Below are 20,074 nucleotides of genomic sequence, written 5' to 3' on the forward strand. Positions count from 1 at the left end.
GTTACGAAGAATCCAGCTCCGACCCCACCTGATCAACGGCTGCCTCACCGCCACCGGCCTCAACCCACCGACCCCACCCTGAAAACCTCAGTAACACGCGTGTCGCCAACGTCCCGGGACAACACACGCTAGCGCAGCTGGCGCCCGGAACGCTCGCAGTGGACGCGTACACGGAGCTTCCCGACGTCGATGCCGGCCTGGACCAACCCTGGTCGGGGGCCGAAAACTTGAGCGTCATACGAGTACCCACATCGTGCGGAGGTGCACCTCGTATCGTCATGCCAGGCGCATGCTTCACCGCGTCCGCTCCCCGAGATCGCGAGGCCCGTGTGCCGCTGCAGAGCAGCCGGATGGGGGGAGAGAGCGTCGCAGGCCGGTACTCATGAGGTGGCCCTGAGCCCCCACACCTGGGTTCCGCTCGCGGAGGATGGTTCCTGCCTCAGGACCGTGAGGTTGGTCAGAGCCGGGGCGGTGAGAAGCATGCCGCTGCGTAGGGACGTGAAGGTGTAGCCGGAGCCATTGGGGGCGACGGTCCAGCGCTGGTTGTTACCACCCGAGCACGTCCATTGACCGATTTCCGCACCGGCGCTGGTGGAGTTTCCCAGAACGTCGGCGCACAGGCCCGAACTGACGCTCATCAGTGTGAAGGTATCATCGGTGTTTCGCTGAACCTGCCACTTCTGATTGGCTCCGTTGTTCTGGTCGTAGACAACGAGCTTGGTCCCGGGAGTAGTGGACCAGTCTGGTACGTCCAGGGCCTTGGTGCCCGCAACGAGCTGGTACATACCTTCCGTGATTGGCCCAGTCTGCTGTGGAACACACGCTTGGCTCAGCTGATGAGCGCCACGGTCGGGACGGCACCCCGTCTGCACTTCGCTGCCGAAGTAGTCCCGCGCGTTCGCGGTGAGTGCGACGCGTCCGGTACCTATGACAGGGGAGCCGGACTGTAGTTTGTACCCGTCGACGGCGGTCAGAGAGCTACCGGTGCCGGGAGCGGTCAGCCGGGGGTCGGACGTGATCTTGTTCTTGTCCGCGGGTTCGCCGGCCGGATGGTGTCCGTGGAACACGTTGGAGTCGAACAGTAGACTTGTGGCGTTGTGATAGGAGGCCTCCGGGGTCGCAACGTGGAAGATGTTGTTCCAGAAGGCAGCGTTGGCTGCAGTTGATTGGTTGCCGTTGTAGACCACCTCCACCTTCTTGTTCAGGTAGAACGTGTTGTTGTATATGGCGGCGTTGGAGCCCTTGTCGCAGACGAAGTCGAAGAGCTGCCCCTGGTCGTTTTGGCTGATGTTGTAGCGGACGGTGCTACGGTCTGTGACGGACCCGCGGCCGTTGCACAACAGGAGGAAGCCGCCTTCATTGTCGTGGCTGTAGTTGTACTGGTACGTGGTCCTTATGTTGGCCTCGTCGAGGTCGAAGCCTTGCCCGTCACACGTACTACGACCGCCGCTGACCTCGTTGAACTGGAAGAGGGCGTCCTGAGTGTTCCAGCCCCACAAGCCTGCCGCGCAGTGCTTGGGTTCGCGAATGCGGAACCCATCGACGCGGTTATGTTCCGCGAGTGCTCCATCAGTGTGATGCAGGGCTATCGCGTCCCCGCCAATGTCGGACACGGTGTTTCCACGGACCACGACCCGGGTTTGTGGGTTCCAGGTACCGCAGGTTGTGCCGCAGTTGGGGTTGGCGAGCGCAGGGCGGGTCATCCATCGAGTCCACAGATGAATGCCGTAGCGGTCCACAGTAGTGATGCTGTTGTTAAGCACTTGCACGTCGTCGAAGCGGGTTTTCGTCGTGTGGCCGAGGACCTCGAAGAAGATGCCGGCGCTGGCGTCGTCGTCCTTCTTCGTCTTGTTGCCGTTGATGTCATGGATCCTGAGGTTCTCCAGCACGTAGTGATTGCCCGTGCCAGCGTCCGTGCGGGTGATATAGACACCCCGCCGTGTGGCCTCGGTGGCCCCTGTGTTGGAGATGTCGAGGTTGCGGATCTCCCAGTGCTGTTGGTTGGACAGCAGGACTACGTCGGTCACCTTGCCGTCTCCGGCGAGCACAGGTCGGGCTCCTTCCCCGTAGGCGTCGATCTTGATCGGCTGACCGGCCGAGCCCGAGCCTTTCGGGGACAACTGCTGCCCCGTACAAGTCGTACCGCGCTTGAGCAGAATCATGTCACCCGGGGTGAAGGTGCGGGCGTTCACCGAACTGAGCTTGTTCCACGGTGCGGAGTGACTGCCGTCACCATCGCTGCTGGCATTGCAATCGACGTAGTAGCCGACAGGCGCGGCTGAGGCAACCAGGGGGTCGATCGCCGCAGCGGAGGCCATCAGCAGCACCAACGTCACTCTTCCGAGCTTGGGAATCATTACTTGACCACCTTTCTTGGGCAAGGCATGTGCGGGTCCGTCTCCGTCGCCGTCGCGCGCGGTACATGCCCGTGGCGCCGAATGGAAGGGGAGTGGACGCACATGCCGTTCGCCGATGAAGGCCGGAGAAGCGATTCGCACGATGCGTGCGTCTCGGGGAGCGCGAGGCGGTCCGCCACTGCTCAACTCGGCCTGGTAGCGCGCGTTGTGAGTTGGATGGACTGTAAGGCTGAGGCAGCATTGAGTACAAGTGTTTGTTCTTGATTGATACTGTTCTCTTCGGTCATGTCCCCTCCCTTGCTGCATGGTGTGAGCGCGGCTGCCCGCCTGCTCGCACTGGGCGTGCCCCGTAGCCTCCTGCCGAGCGGCTGGCGTGGTGCAGCATCCTTGCGACAGGTCAGCCCAGGCAGTCGCGGCGAGCACCCGCTTGGCCGCGCGACGAGTCCCCGCAGCACCAACGCCGCCTGGCTGTCCCGTCCTCCCATAGGCATCGGCCACATTCCCTGTCATAGTTCTGGCCATCGAAGCGCGCCGGCCCCCGAGTCAGGCTGCCATCCCCGTTGCAGCCTGGTGTTCCATCCCGTATGACGCAGCATCAAGGAGACACTGAGCCTTTCAGTATGGCCACTGATCGGGTGTTGTCGCTGGTGTGCGCAACGCACGAGGGTCCCGTGCCGTTGGGGGAGATGTTCGTCGTCTCAACCGATTGGCCGGGAGCTGCGTTGGATTTCCGTCCTTCCGCACTCGACCTGCCGCACGCCCTGGTCGAGTGGGTCACCATGCTCATCGTCACGCGCGAGGGTGACCGTCGGTGCAAGCTCCCGCCGCAGCAACGTGCGCTCGTGCGCCTGGTGTACCCGCGCAGACACGACACCCTCGCGCAGATCGCCGTCGGTTTCGGTATCTCGGTGGGCACCGCCCACGCATACACGGCAGCCGTCGTAGACCTGCTCGCCGACCGCGCGCCTGGCCTGCTGCGCGTTGGCGCGAAGCGACGCCGGCTACGTCCTGCTCTACGGCACTTGGGCGGAGTGCCACAAGCTCGGCGACAGTCGGGCCGCCTACTCGCACAAGCACCGCCGACACGGCGTGAACGTGCTGGTGGTGACTGACCCGGTTGGCCGGTTGCTGTGGCTCTCGCCCGCCCTGCCCGGCTGTGCCCACGACCTGACCGCGGGGACTATCCGGATCTGAGAACGGCAAGGCTCCCCGTCCTCGCCAACCGCGCCTGATGGGAGCCGGCCCACGGGTGGCGACGCCCTTCAGACTGTCCGCAGCCCGGGCACCGGTCGAGCGCGGCGTCGCACGGCTCAAGTCTTGGCGAGTCTTACGCAGGTCCCGGCGCAGCCCGACCCACGCTCCGCAGGAACTTCGCAACGATCCACCCCAAAGAGCTGAAGTCAGTAACGGGGGGCGTCTGGCGGTCTGCGTTCGTCGGCTTCGTGCGTGTGGCCCTGGTGGCTATATGTTCCGAGCTTCGCCGCTTCGTCGCGGTGGGTGACGCCGAGCTTTTTGAGAGTGCGGGCGACGTGATGTTCGACGGTGCGAACGGATAGGAACAGGGCGGCGGCGATGTCCTGATTGGTCGCCCCGGTGGCGAGGAGCCGGGCCACATCGATTTCCCGGGGCGAAAGTGTGTCGCCATAACCGCGCCGGCCGCGAGTGGAGCGGTGAGCCGACGCCTTCTGCCCCGCTGCCTGCTGGCAGCGAGCAGCGTCCCAGGTTGCGCCGAGACGGGTACAGGTGTCGATGGCTTCGGCGAAGGCCACGGTTGCGGCCTGGGCCTGGTCGGTCATGATGCTCTGGGCGTAGAGCTCGGTAGCACGCGCTGTTGGGTAGGGGCGGCCGATGGCCTGCCACATCGCCCGTGCCTGATGGAAGTGTTCCGCTGCCGCCCGAGGGTCAGCGTCCTGCGCGAGCAGGCCATGGGCGAAGTGGATCTCGGCGTCGGCCGCGGGCGCGACCCGCTCGCGCTCGGCGTCGCGCCCCGCATCGGCCACCAAGCGTTCGGCCTCCTGGCGCCGTCCCGTCAAGAGCGCCGCTTGGACCGCGGTGGGGACCAGTCCCACGGCGCGGGGCCATGCGCTGGAGTAACGCAGCAGCTGTACGGCGGGGTCGACTGTCGTCCACGCGGCCTCCGCGTCACCGCGGGCGAGGTGGACATCTGCGGTGGCGGCGGCGGCTTCCAGGCTTCCGGTCACATCGCCGTGCCGTGCTCCGGCGGCGGTGGCGGCGGCGAGGCACTCCAGGGCCTTGGCCCACTCCCCCCGGGACGTCGCGATACGCCCGCTGGTCAGCGTGCGCTCTCGGTGCACGCTTGCCATGTCGGGAAATTCGGCGTCGAGTTCGTCGTAGCGCTGCTCAATGTTCGTCCACTCGCCGGCGAGCCAGTCAAGTCGCAGCAGTTGTGTGCGAGCGAAGCACTCAATCAGCGGATAACTGACCTCCGCCACCCGACGGATCACCTCCTCCATCCCTTCGCGGGCGCGCGCGTCCTCGCCCCTGTGAAGACCGGACACACTGACGTTGTAGGTCGCTGCTGTGACTTGCTTTCGGACTTCGGGGGACGTCCGGCTCGAGCGAAGGCTTGCCAGCCGGTCCCAGACGTGCGGATCCCCCGCCCGCGACAACACCAGCAGTTTGTTACCCGCGACGGCGTTCACGATTCCTTCGTCGCGGTACCCCCCGACGTCGCGCCCCTCGATCGCCGACTCGGCCCGTTCCACCCATCTCTCGATGGCGGCCAACGGCTGGGTCCGCTCGTGGATGACAAAGGTGGCCATGGCCCCTGCGCAGTCGAGGGGCCATGGCTCCAGTTCCTCAATGGCCCTTTCCAGCGCGAGTTGTGCGCCTTCCCGGTCGCCCACTTGATTCGTCATCATGGTGGAAAGGGTGAGATGGGCCCAGCCGTGTGCTCGGACAGAGAGGTCCGGATCCGAGGCGAGACTGCGGAGTAGACGCAGGGTGTTCTGCCAATTCGTCCCCCGGTGAGCAGTCGTGCACAGGGTGATCGCGGCGCGTGAACGCTGTTCCACTCCAGCATCGTGTTCTTGGAGGATGTCCTGTAGTAGGCGGGTGGCGATGCCGTCGTCTCCCATGGCGATGGCCTGACTGGCGGCGGCCTCGGCGTCGCGCAGCCAGCCCATCGTGTCGCCCAGGGCCCGGGTGTGGTGTGCGATCTGCACGAGCGGAGGCCGCTGCTGGGCGTGGAGGACGAGGCGGGCTCGCCGGTGCAGGTGCAGCCTCCGGGGTCCAGGCAGACGTCCGTAGACGGCTTGCTGGGCGAGTACGTGCCGGAAGGCGTATGACGCCGACCCGGCCTCGTGCAGCAAAGACTTCTCCAGCGCCTCGGTAATGGCGACGGCCGACTGCGCAGACTCGAGCCCGGCCACCTCGGCCAGCACTTCTTGCGTTGCTGGCACGCCCAGCACCGCGGCGGCCTCGACGACGTGTGCGGCGAAGTCCGGAAGTCTCGCCAGACGCTCGTGGACGGCTTCCTCCAAAGCCCGCGGAACGGGAGAGGATTCCAGAAAGGCGAATTCTTCACCGGGATTCTGCGGGCCTGCCTTTCCACGGCGTTCCAAAAGGGTGAGCAGACCTTCTTCCACGATCAGGGGGAGTCCGGCGCTGCGCCGATACAGGACCGGCCCGAGCATACGGCTGGCGACCGGTCCCAGGACCGTCCCGGTGAGGCGGGTGACGTCATCCAGGCTTAGCGGGCGCAGGTTGATTTCGGCACCTGCGACGCCGATCGGCCTGCGATACGGGCTGCCGAGCACCGGCTGGGAAGGGGACAGGTCCTCGCCTCGGTAGGTGAGGACGAGGCCGACGCCTGGTGGTGGCTTGCGCGCCAGGAGGAACAGCAGCTCCCTCGTCGCCTCGTCCGCCCAGTGCAGATCCTCCACCATCAGCACCACAGGTCTGACCACTTCCAGCACCGCACGTATCCCCTGCAGAAGGGTCGCGCGGTCCAGCTCTACGCCTGTGGTCTGTGGGGGATTCGGAAAGAACGCGGAGAAACCCGGAATAAGGTTCAGCACTCCCGCCCACTCCGGCAGCACCGTCCCGGTGGGTATCCGATGGGCCAGCGCCGACACTGCCTCCAGCACTGGCCCGTACGGAAAAGGCTCACGCAACGGGTGGCACAGGCCGGTGGCCATGCACACGCCCTTAGCACTCAGTGCCCGCTCGGCCTCATGTAGCAACCGGGACTTCCCGCACCCCGACTCACCCTCCACCAGCACCACGGCGGGGAGGTCCTTGAGCGCTTCAAGGATGCTGCCGAGCTCTACCTCGCGCCCCACCAGCATGAACCCGTTGCCAGGTAGCTGCGCCTCATCCACCACGGAAGGCACCTGCCCGCCACCGCCTTCCCTTGCTGCACTGCTGCCCCTGTCGGACCAATTGGAGTACTAAGTCTCGAAACTCAGAATACTCCCTCTTACTGTGTAAATGTCCTGTTGGGGTACACCACATCACCCGACCATCGATCTACACCAGCTGCCTGTCGTGGCGGCGCTGGGAAGGCGGCCCGCATGCCATCACACCGGCCTTTTGGCGCACCCGCTGTTGCCGTCGCCGTAAGCATCGCTTGTATTGCGGCTCTGGCCGGCTGCTCGTCCGACGACAAGGCGTCCGGCTCGTCCACAGCAGCGGGGAGTCAGATCAACGAACACAGCCGAGCCGACCTGCGGCGAGGTGGAGTCCTCACTTGGCCTGTCCGAGTGATCCAGGACAATCTCAACACTGCCCATATCGACGGGGCGAACGTCGACACTGGAGACATTGTCGCGTCGATGATGCCCGTGATCATGGTGAGTGACGCAGAGGGGAGCGTGAACAGGAACCCGGACTACCTGGACACTGCCGAAGCCACCCAGGAGTCGGGCCGACAGCGTGTCACCTACCGGATCAACGGGAAAGCGCGCTGGTCGGACGGGACGCCCATCACCTACCGCGACTTCGAGGCGAACTGGAAAGCCCGCAGCGGGAAGAACCCCACTTTCCAGACGGGCAGCCGCACCGGATATGACACGATCGCCACCGTGACGCGAGGCGCTACGGATCGGGACGTCGTCATCACCTTCTCCAGCCCGTTCGGCGAGTGGAAGTCCTTGTTCAACCCGCTGTATCCCGCTTCGGTAATCCAGACACCGCAGGGCTTCAACGAGGGCTACCTCGGAAAGGTCCCGGTCACCGCCGGTCCCTTCAAATTCGCAGGCTTCGACAAGACCACCAAGACTCTCTCGGTGATTCGCGACGAGCGCTGGTGGGGCGAGGAAGCGATGCTCGACCGCATCGTATTCAGAGCACTGGACGACAGTGCGACCCCGGGCGCATTTGCAAACGGGGAAATCGACTTCCTCCGCGTCGGTGTCGACGCGGCCGCATACAAACAGGCGCAGAGCGTTCCCGGTGCGCAGATCCTGAAGGGCGGCGCACCTAGATTCCGGCATGTCACCATGAACGGCCAAAGCCCATTGCTGCGCGATGTACGCGTCCGGACGGCTGTAGCGCGGGCGATCGACCGAACATTGATCACAAAGTCTTCTCTGCAGGGTGTCGACGTGAAACCCGCCACCCTCGGAAACCATTTTCTCTACCCGCAACAAGAGGGCTACAAGGACAACTCTGGAGAAGTCGGAAACTTCTCTCCCGAAGCTGCTCGCAAAGAGCTGGATGCGGCAGGATGGAAAGACGCGGGAGGAGTTCGCGTTAAAGGTGGGAAGCCCCTTGAGCTGAACTTTCTGTATGCGACAGACTCTCCCGAGTCTCCCGGTGAAGCCCGACTAGTTCAGAAGATGCTCGGCGACGTGGGAATTCGGGTAAAGATCAAGCCCATCCCCGGTAATATTTTCTTCGAAAAGTACGTCAACCCGGGGAACTTTGACCTCACCCAGTTCATCTGGGTCGGGGGCGCCTTCCCCGTCACGGGCGGTGCCAGCATCTACATCGCACCTAAAGGGAAAGACGTTCAGCTGAACTCCGCCCGAATCGGCACGCCCCAAATCGACACACTGCTCAAGCAGGCCGGTGCCGAACTAGACCGCGACGAGGCCATCAGCCACCTCAATGCCGCCGACCGCCTCATCTGGCAGCAAGCCGCAGTTATCCCTCTCTACCAAGTCCCCGAGATCATCGCGTCCAAGAAGACCTTGGCGAACCTCGGCGCCCAGGGCTTCGCCACGCCGGTGTATCAGGACATCGGATTCACCAAATAGTCGCTCTTCCCTCGGGTCGAGAATGACGCGCAGGGGGTGCGCGAGCAGGCCGGCGAGGAGGACGAGGGCGCCGGTGGACAAAGCGACCGCGGCGACCACCTTCACAACGTTGGGCAGGATGGAGTTCACCAGCCACTCCCCATGCCGTGCCAGCCGAAGACCTTCCCCGGCGAACGCGGTGCTAATGAGCGTGACGGCGTGGTCCGCCCAGCGCCCCCTTGGTGTAGGCCGTCCTCGCTCGGACTAGTGTCCTGAGTCAGAGTACGTTGCGACTCTGTCGAGGGTCTCGTCTGCGGTTTTGGTCCACACCAAGGGCCTTGGCTGGTCGTTCCAGTCGGCGAGCCAGGCCCAGATGTCACGCTCGAGTGCGGTGGACGCCGCGGCGGAGTTTCTTTTTGGTGAGTTCGGCGAACCATCTCTCGAGGAGATTGAGCCACGAGGATCCAGTCGCACCTTGTGTGTGACGTAGTTGTCCGGAATCAGGTGGACATCCAGGTCGGCCTGTACTTCGCGGTCGAGCTTGGTCAGAAACTTCTTGAACTCCACCCGGTCCTCTCGTCCTTTACGGCTTCCGGGATCGGGGACGCGGATCCCGGCCCGGCACATGTTGCTGTGGTAAAGAAGCGGCACGTCTGCAGGTCCTGGTAGCTGGTACATGAGCCATTACTCGGAGAGGGCGCGTGTCGACAGGGCTGGTGAAGCCGCTGCTGACAAGGCCGGAGCCCCCGCTCGGGCTGAATGTCCAAGCGGGGGCTCTCACTATGTCGCTACTTCCAGATGTTGTTGAGGGGGAGGGCGAACTGGTCGTTCTGGGTCATCGGCCTGAGGCCGAGGCCCTGTTCGATCGTGCGGCCGATGCTGTAGTGCGTGACGTGCTGGTCGGAAGGACCAGTTTTGGTGAGGCCGGGTGAGCCGGCAACGATGGTGGGGATCCGCTGGGTGTGGGCGGTCCAATCTTCGTCGAAGGTGAAGACGAGGAGGGACTTCTTGGTCTGCCATGCGGGAGAGGCGAAGATCTTGTCGGTGGTTGCCTTTACCCACTGGTCAGGACCGCTGGAGGGATTCCGGCATGGGTCGTCGTGCATGGAGTTGCAGGAGTTGGGCTCGAACCACACGAAGTTCGGCGTGGTTGATACCGACGCGAGATCCTGGTCCAGTTGTGTGAGGGGCTTCAGCTTGTCCTCACAACGCTGAGTGGACTTCAGGTCCTTGAAGAACATGAAAGGTACGTTGTCCGGGTCGTAGAACGCATTCGCGGGCGTGATTGCCCGTCGCTGGATGTCGCAAGGGAAGCGGGCGTCCTGTCCGTAGGCTCGCCACGTCTTGCCCGCGTCCTCGGCGCGCTGCCCAATGTGAGGCGAGGCGAAGGTGCCCTGAGCCAGTACGTTCTTTGCAGGGTCGTCAGCGATCGAAAACGGATTGTCGGTACGGCCGAAGGTGCTGCCGCCGGCGATGGTCCAATAGTTGGGGTCGCTGGGGCGGGTTGCGCCGTTGGAGTTCGTGAGGACGACGTGATTCTTCCCCATAGCGTTGATGTGCGGGGCATCGCTGTTGCCGATGATCTCGCCGTAGTCCTTGTTCTCCATCATCACGACGAAGACGTGGTCCAGCTGAGGCACGGTGGAGGCAGGTGGCTGGAGGACGGCTGGGGCGAGTCCGGGCACGGACAGGGTGAGCGACAGGTTGTCCGCGGAGCCCATGTTCCACCGCTTATGCGCCGCGACGGGCTGACTGGCGGGCATGTCCACCTTGACCCTGATCTTGCGGGCGCCGGCGGGGACGCTTCCCGTTGAAGTGCGTTGCAGCAGCTTAGTGACGCTGCCCCGGTCGGCGGGTGTCACGGGTCCGATCTTTGCCGAAGTGCCGATTGCTGTACCACTGCCGTTCAGGAAGGAGATGTCCACTGCAGCAGTGCCTACATAGGTGGTGTACCCGCCGAGCCATCCTGAGAGGTTGTAAGTGACGCCTGCACCATCGATTTGGGAGGCGGCACTGGAGACGTCCACGGTCTGCGCGAAGTTGGAAGCGCCGGCGATGCCGCCCGAGAAGAGCTGCGTACCCCGCTCGGCCGGACCCGGGTCCCCAGGACCGACATAGCCACCTTCAATGCCGTACCGCATGGCGGTCGGCCCGCCACTCAATTCCCAGCCTGGCAGAGTCACTGCGTCCCAGCCAGAAGTCGAACCGTTGGCGCATTCAGCGTCGCCGTTGACGATGAGGTTCTGACTCATCGTGGCCGGACTGTCCCCCACGACGAAGGTGGCCGGTTCGATGAGCTTGGTGTACCCGTCGTTGGCGAGGAAGTGTGCCTTGTAGCGGCCGGTGGGAAGGGTGTTGTCGAAGAGCAAGGTCCCCGATCCGCCTGGCGCATACTTGTACATGAGAGTGGCCGGAGAGCCGCTCGGTGTCACGTCTTCGGGGTAGATCCCGATCCAGTTCGTGGTCGACGGCTTGGTCGTGGCGTAGGAGACGGAGAACTTCTGGCCCTTGCCATAGTCGGTCTGGCTCGTGCACACCACACTTGTCTGCGCGGTCCGTTCCGCCTCAGCGGTGACCCAGAAGTGCTTCTTCGACAGAACTGTGTCGTAACCACTCCCGGCGAACAAAAAGACGTTGTAACCCCGAGTGGTCAGCTTTTGCGTTTCTTCAGCAGCGAAGGCTACCGTGCCGGTGCTGGATCTGGCCCATTCCCACAGGGTCGAAGATGGATCGCCGTCAGGTATCACGTCGTCGGCATAGATACCGACCCAATTGTCCACGGACGGCTGCGAAGCCGTATAGGAGACGGTGATCGCCTCACCCGGCGCGTACGACATCTGGTTCACACCGACGGTACCGGTCCCCGCACCGTGCGCCGGCGTACTCATTCCAATCGCCGCCAGCAGCAACGCAAGCGCGATCAACAAAACACTCGAGCGTGGCGTGCGTCTCAATCTGATCCGGATTTTTCTCATGAGTCTCACCCTCTCGACTCGGGGGTCCGCACACCCGCAGAATGTCAGTCCAACTTCAGCCATACCCCCGTGCTGGTCAATAGCAATGAGACACTGAATCAACGCCGCTCACGAGCCGCGGCCAATGAGTGGGCGATAGATAGGTGCAATGGTCAGCCGATCTACGACTCGCGTCGATGCCTGGTCTTGAGAAAGGGCCTGGGACGTAACCGCTTTGGCTCGACAAGGTTTGGCGCTGGTTTCTCGACCGAAGCCTTGATCTTCGAGCCTCTCAGCTTGGCATTTATCCTGTGCGGGCTTGATGTTCCTTGATCGGCTCGGCGCGTTTGACCGTCTTGCCGACGCCGTGGTGGCTGGCCCTGTGCTTGTTCTTTGATCCCGGGGGTCGTCCGGGGCCGGGTCGGGAGGGTTTCGGTGCGGCTGCCGGGCGGGCCGGAGGCTGTCGCGTAACTGCTGTCCGGCAGTGGTCAAGAGCTTGTTTTGGCCTTGTGGTCGAAGAGTTTGCTGAGGTTGTGGACCGCCCCGAGGAGTTTGATCTCGGTGTCCACGCCGTCGCGTCCGCGGTAGTTGAGCCGGCGTCCGAAACGTTGGAAGAGCTGGGCGAATCCGGGCTCCACCAGGGCACTTCGTTGTCGGTACTGCTGCTGGCCCAAAGGTGTGGCGAGGCGGGCTGCCATCTCGTGCTGACCGCCGCGAGGACCTTCTCGTTTCGCTTCGAAGCCTGCCTGGTAGGCCTCGCTGGTCACCGAGACCAAAAGCGGGAGATCAGCGAGGGCCTCGAATGCCGAGGTAGAGGCGTATCCGCTGTCGGCGAGCCAGAGCAGGATGGGGTGCTCAATCCCGGCGGAAAGGCGGTTGACCTGTGCCTTGTTCACCATGGGGACGAGGGCTGTGATGTCTGACGGGTTGTCCTGAACCTCGATCGCCAGGAGGAGCTGGCGGCGGGCGCAAGCTATCTGGATGTTGTAGCCCTGAACGAACCCGCCGCGCTTGTTGAGCATCATCCGTGAATCAGGATCGCTGAGAGAGGCGCGGGCGGTCGGAGAAGGAACGGGTCTTGGGCTTCGCGCCCGTTCAAGCCATGCCTGGGCTCTGACCAGCCGTTTCCGCTGCCGGATGATTACGGTTTTGTGCTCCATCGGCACTGGCGGCCGGCCGTTGGCCCCGCGGCGGCCCGCCGCCAAGTCCGCACTGGTTCGCGCGGCGTACTTCTCCAGCTTCTTCTGATGGGCCGCAGATGCTGCGGCCAGTCGCTTCTCCGCCCGGGCCACCATGCGCTCGGCGGCCTCGACCTTGAGCCGGATCTCCCCAGCCGAGGGAAGAGCCCGCTCGAACAACCTCTGTCTGGCCACGACTGCCCGGTTGCGCCGGTCGAGTTATCGCGAAAGCCGTGGCCACTCATTCGGCGCCACGTCGCTCTCCGCGTCCGTTCTCCGTGCCGCCTCACACGACCTGGTGAGTTCCAGTGAGTCGTCCACCATCGAGTCGATCTCGGCTTCGCATTCCGAAATGACGCTCTCCAGCCGCTGCAGCCGCTGGTTGGAGTTGCGTGCTGCGTTCGCCTCCATGGGAGAGCCGTCCACCGCAACAGCCGCAAGGTTCACCAGACCCTGTTGGCGACCGCACACCGCCAGGACCTGCACAAACAGTAGCTTCAATGCCGCCCGATGACGTCTGATGAACCGAGCGAACGTGGAATGGTCGACTCTTCGGTTCGCGGTAATGATCCGGCAGCCCACGTCATCGAAGCACGCCTGCTCAATCTTGCGAGAAGACCGGATTCCCTTGCTGTAGCAGTACAGAAGCAACGCGATCAGAGTCTGTGGAGGATAGGCCGCCCGCCCCTGACGGTCATCGCGGTAGCTGTGCACGAACGCAGTCAGGTCAAGTTGATCAACAACGTCGAGCACCTTCCAGCACAGGTGGTCCGGCGGCAGCCACTCCCGCACATCCTGCGGCATCTCAAGAACACGGTCACGGTCGCACGGGAGAAAGTTCTGCCCCACAGAGCAAGGCTCCGAGGCGGCGCAGAAGACCGGAATCGAACGCCGACTCGTACTTGACGGCCAACGAGCAGCAGTTACGCGACAGCCTCGCCCGGTCGCGCGGACGTTGCGAAACCCCCGCCTGACCCGGGCGGCGGTGAGGCGACGGGGTTCGGTTCGTCGTTCCCAGGGCCGTCGGAGGTCTTCAGTGAGAGGCCGGGCGAGACAAAGCTGGGTATGTGCGGCGATGATCAGCCAGGTCCACAGATCGGCGGTGTCGGCGCGGCGGATCTGCGGTGCAGTCCTTCCGAGGGTCTGTTTCATCAGTCGGAAGGTGTGTTCCAGGTCGAAGCGGCGGAGGAAGGCCTGCCACCACCGGTCCACGTCCGCCGACGTGGCCGAGGTTGCGGAGCACCACAGCCAGACCGGTTTCGGTTCGCGGTCGCCCGGCAGGCGCTCGACCGTCAGGCGCATTAATGTGCCGTGCAGGACGGGTAGTTCGTCGTCCGCGTGCTCCAGCCAGGGGCCGCGGTGGGTGAGTCGGGGATGCATACGGTTCCACGCCGTCGTCTCTGCCTTGCCGTAGCGGGTGGTGTCCGTGGCGGTGGTGACGTCGGGTTGGTGCCAGGTGTCGGGCTTGGCGAAGGTGAGGACGCCGCCGTGTCGGCGGGGCCAGCCGCCCTTCGGTCCGGAGCGGGCGGGGCCCGGGTCGCGGAGCATGACGCGGTCCGAGCGCAGTCGTCCGAGCAGCACGACCGGCAGGTCCCGCAGGGAGTGGGAGAGGTAGGTGACGTCGTAGCCGGCGTCCATCACGATCAGGATCTCGGGGTCGTCCAGCGTCCAGTGTCCCGCGTGGGTCAGGCATTCCACGACCTCGCGGAGCTGGGTGGCGGTAACGAGTGTCGCATCGTCCGTGGGCCCGAGCCGCAAGGCGTCCAGGACGCCGGCACCAGGAGGTGCGGCCTGTTTCCAGAGCGGCGACGACGGAGTACTGCCAGCCTGGGACGAATTGGTCCTTGCCGCGGTCGCCGCGTGCGTAGACGTGGCAGAAACGATGGGGTTCCGTGGTCCGCAGATGGATCCAGTTCTCGGCCGGGAAGTCGTAGAACGTCAGTAGTTCCTCGCGGTCGTCGGTGATCTTCGCGACGGCCTTGGGCCGCTTCGCGCCGTAGGTCTTCGTGCGCCTGGATCGCCTTCTCCTCGTGGGAACGATCCTCGACGTTGTAGATCTCCTGCACGTCCTTCGTCGCGCTCGGCTGTGCGGACTTCGGCAGCGCGTTTGTGACGTTGCAACTCCTTATTACCGTCCAGCCGGACACCGAGCGGCACCAGCACGTAGGAGTGGGCCTGGCCGAGCCGGACCTTGGGGTGCCCGCCGTCTGCCCACACGCGGACGAAGTCGGGTCCAACAGGTCGCGCTGCTGGAAGGCGGCGTGGTCGTCTTGCCTCTGCCTGGTCAGCCGGGTCACCGTGGCCGGCGACAGCCCGGCCGTTGAGGAGAGGAACTGTTCCAGCGCCGCGGCCGGGTCGAAGGCTCTCGAGGACAGTCCGTGCAGGTAGGGCAGCGGCAGGACGTCGGACCTTCGGGGACTTACGGCACCACAGGGCCAGGATTTCTCAAGAGAACCGCTTACGTTCTGCGGTGGTCGTCCACGCGGCGGTCGCTCACCCGCGGCGCGGTAATCTCGACTGGCCCGGCGGCGGTGACCACGGCGCGGGGCCGGTGCCGGCCGTTGCGGTCCACCAGGCGGTGCCCGCGCTCGTCTCGCTCGGCAGCCAACTCCGCCATGTACTGGTTGACCTCCGCTTCCAGCGCGGCGGCGATCATTCGTTCGGTGCCCTGCTCGAGGACATGGTCACGGACATCGGCGAGGACCTTATCGGCGTCCCAGTCGCACCGCTTCAACAGGCGGTGCGTCCGCTCGGGAGCCGCATGACCGGCCTCCTCGGCACAAGCGCCGACTCCTGCGGCTCCGACCTGGCGAAACGATAGTCGAACCGCTCGTGCAAGTCGCTCAGCCTCCCACGTCCTCACGTAACCCAGCACCGCACCGATAGTCAGGCCAACGACCGCGCGGCAAGCAGTCACGCCAAATGCCGTTGCAGTCTAAATGGGGAGTCAGGGCGGTGCATCGTGGCTCGATCCTGACGGGTGAAGGCTCGGAGGAGCGAGACTGCTGCGAATCGGCCGAACGCGTATCACGCCGCAAGAGCAGAGGCGTGTCGGGGAGGGGTCTGACAGCATCCTGCGGGATGGTGTCCTGGACAGGGGGTCAACGCCGTGCTCCGTCACCTTACTCGTGGACTGGCCGTGAACGTGCTGCTGGTGATCATCGCTGGCACCCTCACGTACTTCCTTGCGGCTCTGAGCCTGGACCCGCGGTCTAACTTCGTGCAGCGCAACCCGCCCCCGTCACCCGCCGAGATCACGGCGACCTTGAATGCCTACAACCTCAATCCGGACACGCCGGTCTTCACGCGGTTCGTCCGATGGGTGGGCGGTGTGCTCAGCGGTGACCTGGGCCGCTCGGTGACCGGTGCCGATGTGGGGGACGAGTTTGTCCGCCGTGCGCTGACCAGCGTCCGGCTGCTGCTGTTCGCCACGCTCGTCGGCTCAGTCGGCGGGGTCCTGCTTGGAGCGTGGAGTGCCGTTCACCAAGGGGGGCGGTGGGCGGACCGGAGTGTCACGCTCCTCGCCTTCGTGGTTCTAGCGACCCCGGTATTCGTCACTGCGGTGGCCCTGCAACTCTGGGCGCGTAACGTGAACGACGTCGTGGGCCATACCGTCTTCGAGTACACCGGCGAGTACTCGCCCGGCGTGTCCGGACTCTGGGACGAATGGCTGAGCCGGGCACAACACCTGATACTGCCGAGCCTGGCCCTGATCGCCCTTCAGGCGGCCCTCTTCAGCAGGTACCAGCGCAACACGATGCTGGACGTCTTGCACAGCGACTTCGTCAGGACCGCCCGCGCCAAGGGCCTCACCCGGCGCGCCGCTCTAGGACGCCACGGGCTACGAGTGGCAGTCCTCCCCCTTCTTCCCTTCCTCGCGTACAACGCGGTGCTGGTGTTCACCGGAGCCACGTTCATCGAGAAGATCTTTGGGTGGCACGGCATGGGAGAGTGGCTGGTCGACTCCATCCTGACCAATGACGTGAACGTGGTCGCTGCGGTCGGACTGTTCACCGCCGCGCTCGTCCTCGTCGCCGGCCTGTTCGCGGACCTCCTGCACGCCGTTCTTGACCCGAGAGCGAGAGCGGCATGAGTGCCCTGCCTGATCCGGGAGCCTTGCTGCCGACCGAGCACGGCGACACCCTCCCGGCAGCGGGGGTGGCGCTGGAACGCGGTAGGAACGGGCGCGGCCGTCTCGTGTGGTCCCGGCTGCGACGCAGTCCCGAGGCGGTTATCGGCCTTTCGGTCCTGCTCACCATCACACTGCTCGCGTTCATCGCCCCGCTGCTGTACCCCTGGAGCCACATCGATCTGGACTACACGGCTCTTCAGGCACCCCCCGACAACACCCACTGGTTTGGTACCGATTCCGCGGGGGTGGATGTCTTCGCCATGACCATGCGTGGAGTGCAGAAATCCCTGGTGATCGGGCTGCTCACCGCGTTCATCAGCACCGTTATCGCGACCGCCGTGGGCACGACGGCGGGCTATGCCGGAGGCTGGCCGGACCGTGCAGCACTCAGCGTGATCGACCTTTTCCTGGTCCTGCCCGGTTTCCTCCTTGTGGCGGTGCTGTCACCGCTGATCGACGAGACGAGCTGGTTGCTCCTCGTGGTGCTCCTGTCGGTGCTCAGCTGGATGATCACCGGCCGGGCGGTCCGCAGCGCAACCCGCTCCCTTCGGCAGAGCGACTTCGTACGCGCCGCCGTTTACATGGGCGTTCGAGGACGAACCGTGGTCCAACGCCACGTGGTCCCGTCCCTTGCCTCGTTCCTCATCATCGACGCCACCCTGCAGTTCGGGTTCGCAGTCATCGCCGAAGCGGGACTCTCCTACTTCGGCTTCGGGGTGCAGCCTCCAGAGGTGTCGCTCGGCGCGGTGATCGCAGCCGGGACGTCCTCGGCGACGGCGTTTCCCTGGCTGTTCTACTTCCCGGCGGGCTGCCTGCTCCTGCTGTGCTTGTCGCTGTTCCTGCTCGGGGACGGTCTGCGGGCCGCTCTCGACCCGACCGCGCAGCGTATGAAGACCGTCCGCCGGAAGCAGATCCCGCCCACTACCGCCGGCCGATACGAGGAACCCCGCGCCGCGACCGGGAAAGGCACCGCGGCGAGGCCATTGCTGGAGGTACGCGACCTGCACGTGTCCCTGCCTGGCCCGAGAGGGACCGTACACGCCGTTCGAGGCATCTCTTACACGGTGAGCCCCGGTGAGGTGGTCGCCATCGTCGGGGAGTCAGGCGCGGGGAAATCCGTGTCCGCGTCCGCCGTCCTCGGACTGCTGCCCGAGGCGGCCGACGTCCGTGGTTCCGTGTGGTTGGACGGGGAGGAACTCACCGGACTTAAAGAGAGCGGCCTGACCCGCGTTCGCGGCAACGACCTGTCCATCGTGTTCCAGGACTCCTTGACCTCGCTCACACCCGTGTACACCGTCGGACACCAGATCGTCGAAGCGCTGCGGATCCACCAGCACATTGACAGGGCCACCGCCCGTCGGCGTGGCGTCGAACTGCTCGATCTCGTCGGCATCCCCGACGCCGCACGCCGCATGGATGCCTACCCGCATGAGTTCTCCGGCGGGATGCGTCAGCGGGTCTCCATCGCCATGGCCATCGCGAATGACCCCAAGGTCATCATCGCCGACGAACCCACTACCGCTCTGGACGTCACCACTCAGGCTCAGATCCTGGGCATCCTCGACAAGGCCCGCCGTGTCACCGGCGCCGGAGTCGTGATCATCACGCACGATCTCGCCGTGGTCGCCGGCCTCGCCGACCGCGTGCACGTCATGTACGCGGGCCGCTTCGTGGAGGAAGGCCCGGTGAACGACGTGTACGCACATCCCCGGATGCCCTACACGATCGGCCTCCTCGGAGCCGTGCCCCGCCCGGACACCGACCAGAGCGCACTGACCCCCATCGAAGGCGGACCTCCGAGCCCGCTCGTCCTCCCGGACTCCTGCCCCTTCGTCCCGAGGTGCCCACTGGCCGTCGACGCGTGCCGGGCGGGCGAGCCGGCCCTCCGCCCCCGGGCCGGAAACACCCACCCCACGGCCTGCATCCGCAGCGCGGAGTTCGAGGAGGGGGGCGGGCTCGACCCGACCGCCGTCTTCCCCGTCCCGGCCGTGGTGACGGGCGGCACATCCGGGGCGTACGGCGGAAAACCCCGGCCAAGTACACGGGCGCGCGACCAGCGCCCTGTTGTCCTGGATGTCGACCGGCTGCGCCGGTACTTCCCCGTGAAGCGGGGCACGCTGTTGCGTCGGCAAGAAGGCATGATCCGGGCGGTAGACGACGTCAGTCTCGACATCAGGCACGGAGAGACCCTCACCCTGGTCGGCGAATCCGGCGGTGGCAAGAGCACGCTCCTGCGGGAGATCATCGATGCGAGGCGCTCCCCGAGTCCAGCGGAGGGCAGAGTGCTGGTCGTGGGCCAGGACGTCCACCGCCTGAAACGCGCGGAGCGTACGCTGCTGTGTCGCGAGGTGCAACTGGTGGCCCAGGACCCGGTCGCCGGGCTGGACCCCCGCATGCCAGTCTCGGACATCCTCGCCGAGCCCCTGCTCACGCACGGCTGGCCCCGTCGGCAGATCGCCACTAGAACAACAGAACTGCTTCATCTCGTGGGCCTCGACAAAGATCACGCCGACAGCTTCCCCTCGCAGCTTTCCGGAGGACAGGCGCAGCGCGTGAGCATCGCGAGAGCCCTGGCCCTGCGGCCCCGGCTGCTGCTGCTCGACGAGCCGGTCTCGGCGCTCGACGTGTCCGTGCAGGCTTCGGTGCTGAACCTGCTGCGCGGACTGAAGTCCGAACTCGGTCTGAGCTGCCTTCTGGTCGCCCACGACCTGGCCGTGGCACGGTACCTGGCGGACCGAGTCGCCGTGATGCACCTCGGTCGCATCGTCGAGCTGGGAGACGCGGCGTCCGTGTTCGCCCGGCCTAGTCACCCCTACACGCACGTGCTGCTCTCCGCCGCTCCCCTGCCCGAGCCGGCGCGGGAACGCGGCAGGCGGCGCGTCCCGCTGCTAGGCGAGCCGCTCAGCGCCGCGGCTATTCCGGATGGGTGCCGCTTCCGGGGGCGCTGCCCTCGCTACATTACTCTGTCAAGCACAGAGCGTCGGCGGTGCGAGCAGGAGGACCCGCTGCTCCTTCCCTTGGCGGAGGACCATGCGGCGGCGTGCCACTTCGCCGGGGACAGCCCACCCGTACCCTGATCGGGAGCGGAGTGCCGTCGCGAACGCCGGGTAACGCAGGGACCGGCCGCCGGCCTCCGGTTCAAAACGCCGGATGACAACCTTCGACCACAAGGCCGTGGACGGCTTCATCCGCACGATGGAGCGCAACGGCGCTGGTCTGGCCACGCAGTCGATCGCCTTCGACAAGCTGAAGG

The 20,074-nt window shown here is 65.2% G+C and carries 8 protein-coding genes and 4 pseudogenes; 4 read left to right on the forward strand and 8 right to left on the reverse strand.

The window, feature by feature from the left end; all coding sequences use genetic code 11:
- Window positions 1-380: 380 nt before the first annotated feature.
- Window positions 381-2,357 carry an RICIN domain-containing protein gene (locus tag ACWGH0_RS22275; RefSeq protein ID WP_453405944.1) on the reverse strand — a complete coding sequence of 659 codons (1,977 nt, stop codon included), beginning with the start codon at window positions 2,355-2,357 and terminating at the stop codon, window positions 381-383.
- A 686-nt stretch (window positions 2,358-3,043) separates the two neighbouring features.
- Between ACWGH0_RS22275 and ACWGH0_RS22280 the strand changes: the two are divergent.
- Window positions 3,044-3,708, forward strand: a pseudogene (locus ACWGH0_RS22280) (transposase family protein); the annotation flags it as partial.
- Between the two features lie 49 nt (window positions 3,709-3,757).
- Here ACWGH0_RS22280 and ACWGH0_RS22285 read toward each other — a convergent pair.
- Complete coding sequence (locus ACWGH0_RS22285) at window positions 3,758-6,703, reverse strand: helix-turn-helix transcriptional regulator (protein WP_453405945.1); 2,946 nt, start codon at window positions 6,701-6,703, stop codon at window positions 3,758-3,760.
- A gap of 378 nt (window positions 6,704-7,081) precedes the next feature.
- Here ACWGH0_RS22285 and ACWGH0_RS22290 point away from each other — a divergent pair, with 378 nt between their 5' ends.
- Window positions 7,082-8,578, forward strand: a complete 1,497-nt coding sequence (locus ACWGH0_RS22290; protein WP_453405946.1) for an ABC transporter family substrate-binding protein — start codon at window positions 7,082-7,084, stop codon at window positions 8,576-8,578.
- Window positions 8,579-8,821: 243 nt separating this feature from the next.
- Here ACWGH0_RS22290 and ACWGH0_RS22295 read toward each other — a convergent pair.
- From ACWGH0_RS22295 to ACWGH0_RS22320, 6 genes and pseudogenes are all read right to left on the reverse strand, one after another.
- Window positions 8,822-9,151: pseudogene (locus tag ACWGH0_RS22295) on the reverse strand (IS630 family transposase); the annotation flags it as partial.
- Between the two features lie 194 nt (window positions 9,152-9,345).
- On the reverse strand, window positions 9,346-11,532 hold the full coding sequence (locus ACWGH0_RS22300) for an alkaline phosphatase family protein (protein WP_453405947.1): 2,187 nt from the start codon (window positions 11,530-11,532) through the stop codon (window positions 9,346-9,348).
- 467 nt (window positions 11,533-11,999) lie between these two features.
- Window positions 12,000-12,884 carry a transposase gene (locus ACWGH0_RS22305; RefSeq protein WP_453405948.1) on the reverse strand — a complete coding sequence of 295 codons (885 nt, stop codon included), beginning with the start codon at window positions 12,882-12,884 and terminating at the stop codon, window positions 12,000-12,002.
- 24 nt (window positions 12,885-12,908) lie between these two features.
- Window positions 12,909-13,493 carry a transposase gene (locus ACWGH0_RS22310; protein WP_453405981.1) on the reverse strand — a complete coding sequence of 195 codons (585 nt, stop codon included), beginning with the start codon at window positions 13,491-13,493 and terminating at the stop codon, window positions 12,909-12,911.
- Window positions 13,494-13,634: 141 nt separating this feature from the next.
- Window positions 13,635-14,568, reverse strand: a pseudogene (locus ACWGH0_RS22315) (transposase); the annotation flags it as partial.
- A gap of 6 nt (window positions 14,569-14,574) precedes the next feature.
- Window positions 14,575-15,536 (reverse strand): annotated as a pseudogene (locus ACWGH0_RS22320) (transposase); the annotation flags it as partial.
- A 292-nt stretch (window positions 15,537-15,828) separates the two neighbouring features.
- Between ACWGH0_RS22320 and ACWGH0_RS22325 the strand changes: the two are divergent.
- Both ACWGH0_RS22325 and ACWGH0_RS22330 read left to right on the forward strand, forming a co-directional pair.
- The gene (locus tag ACWGH0_RS22325) at window positions 15,829-16,782 is read left to right on the forward strand and encodes an ABC transporter permease (RefSeq protein ID WP_453405949.1); all 954 of its coding nucleotides are present in this window, start codon (window positions 15,829-15,831) and stop codon (window positions 16,780-16,782) included.
- Window positions 16,779-19,898, forward strand: coding sequence for a dipeptide ABC transporter ATP-binding protein (locus tag ACWGH0_RS22330; RefSeq protein ID WP_453405950.1), 3,120 nt, complete (start codon window positions 16,779-16,781; stop codon window positions 19,896-19,898). The genes ACWGH0_RS22325 and ACWGH0_RS22330 overlap by 4 nt, the downstream gene beginning before the upstream one ends.
- The last annotated feature ends 176 nt before the right edge of the window (window positions 19,899-20,074 follow it).

The sequence above is a fragment of the Streptomyces sp. NPDC054887 genome (assembly GCF_053610585.1).

Coding starts and splice junctions, on each gene's coding strand:
- ACWGH0_RS22275 (WP_453405944.1), bottom strand. CDS start 2,357: ATGATTCCCAAGCTCGGAAGAGTGACGTTGGTGCTGCTGATGGCCTCC.
- ACWGH0_RS22300 (WP_453405947.1), bottom strand. CDS start 11,532: ATGAGAAAAATCCGGATCAGATTGAGACGCACGCCACGCTCGAGTGTT.
- ACWGH0_RS22310 (WP_453405981.1), bottom strand. CDS start 13,493: ATGCCGCAGGATGTGCGGGAGTGGCTGCCGCCGGACCACCTGTGCTGG.
- ACWGH0_RS22330 (WP_453405950.1), top strand. CDS start 16,779: ATGAGTGCCCTGCCTGATCCGGGAGCCTTGCTGCCGACCGAGCACGGC.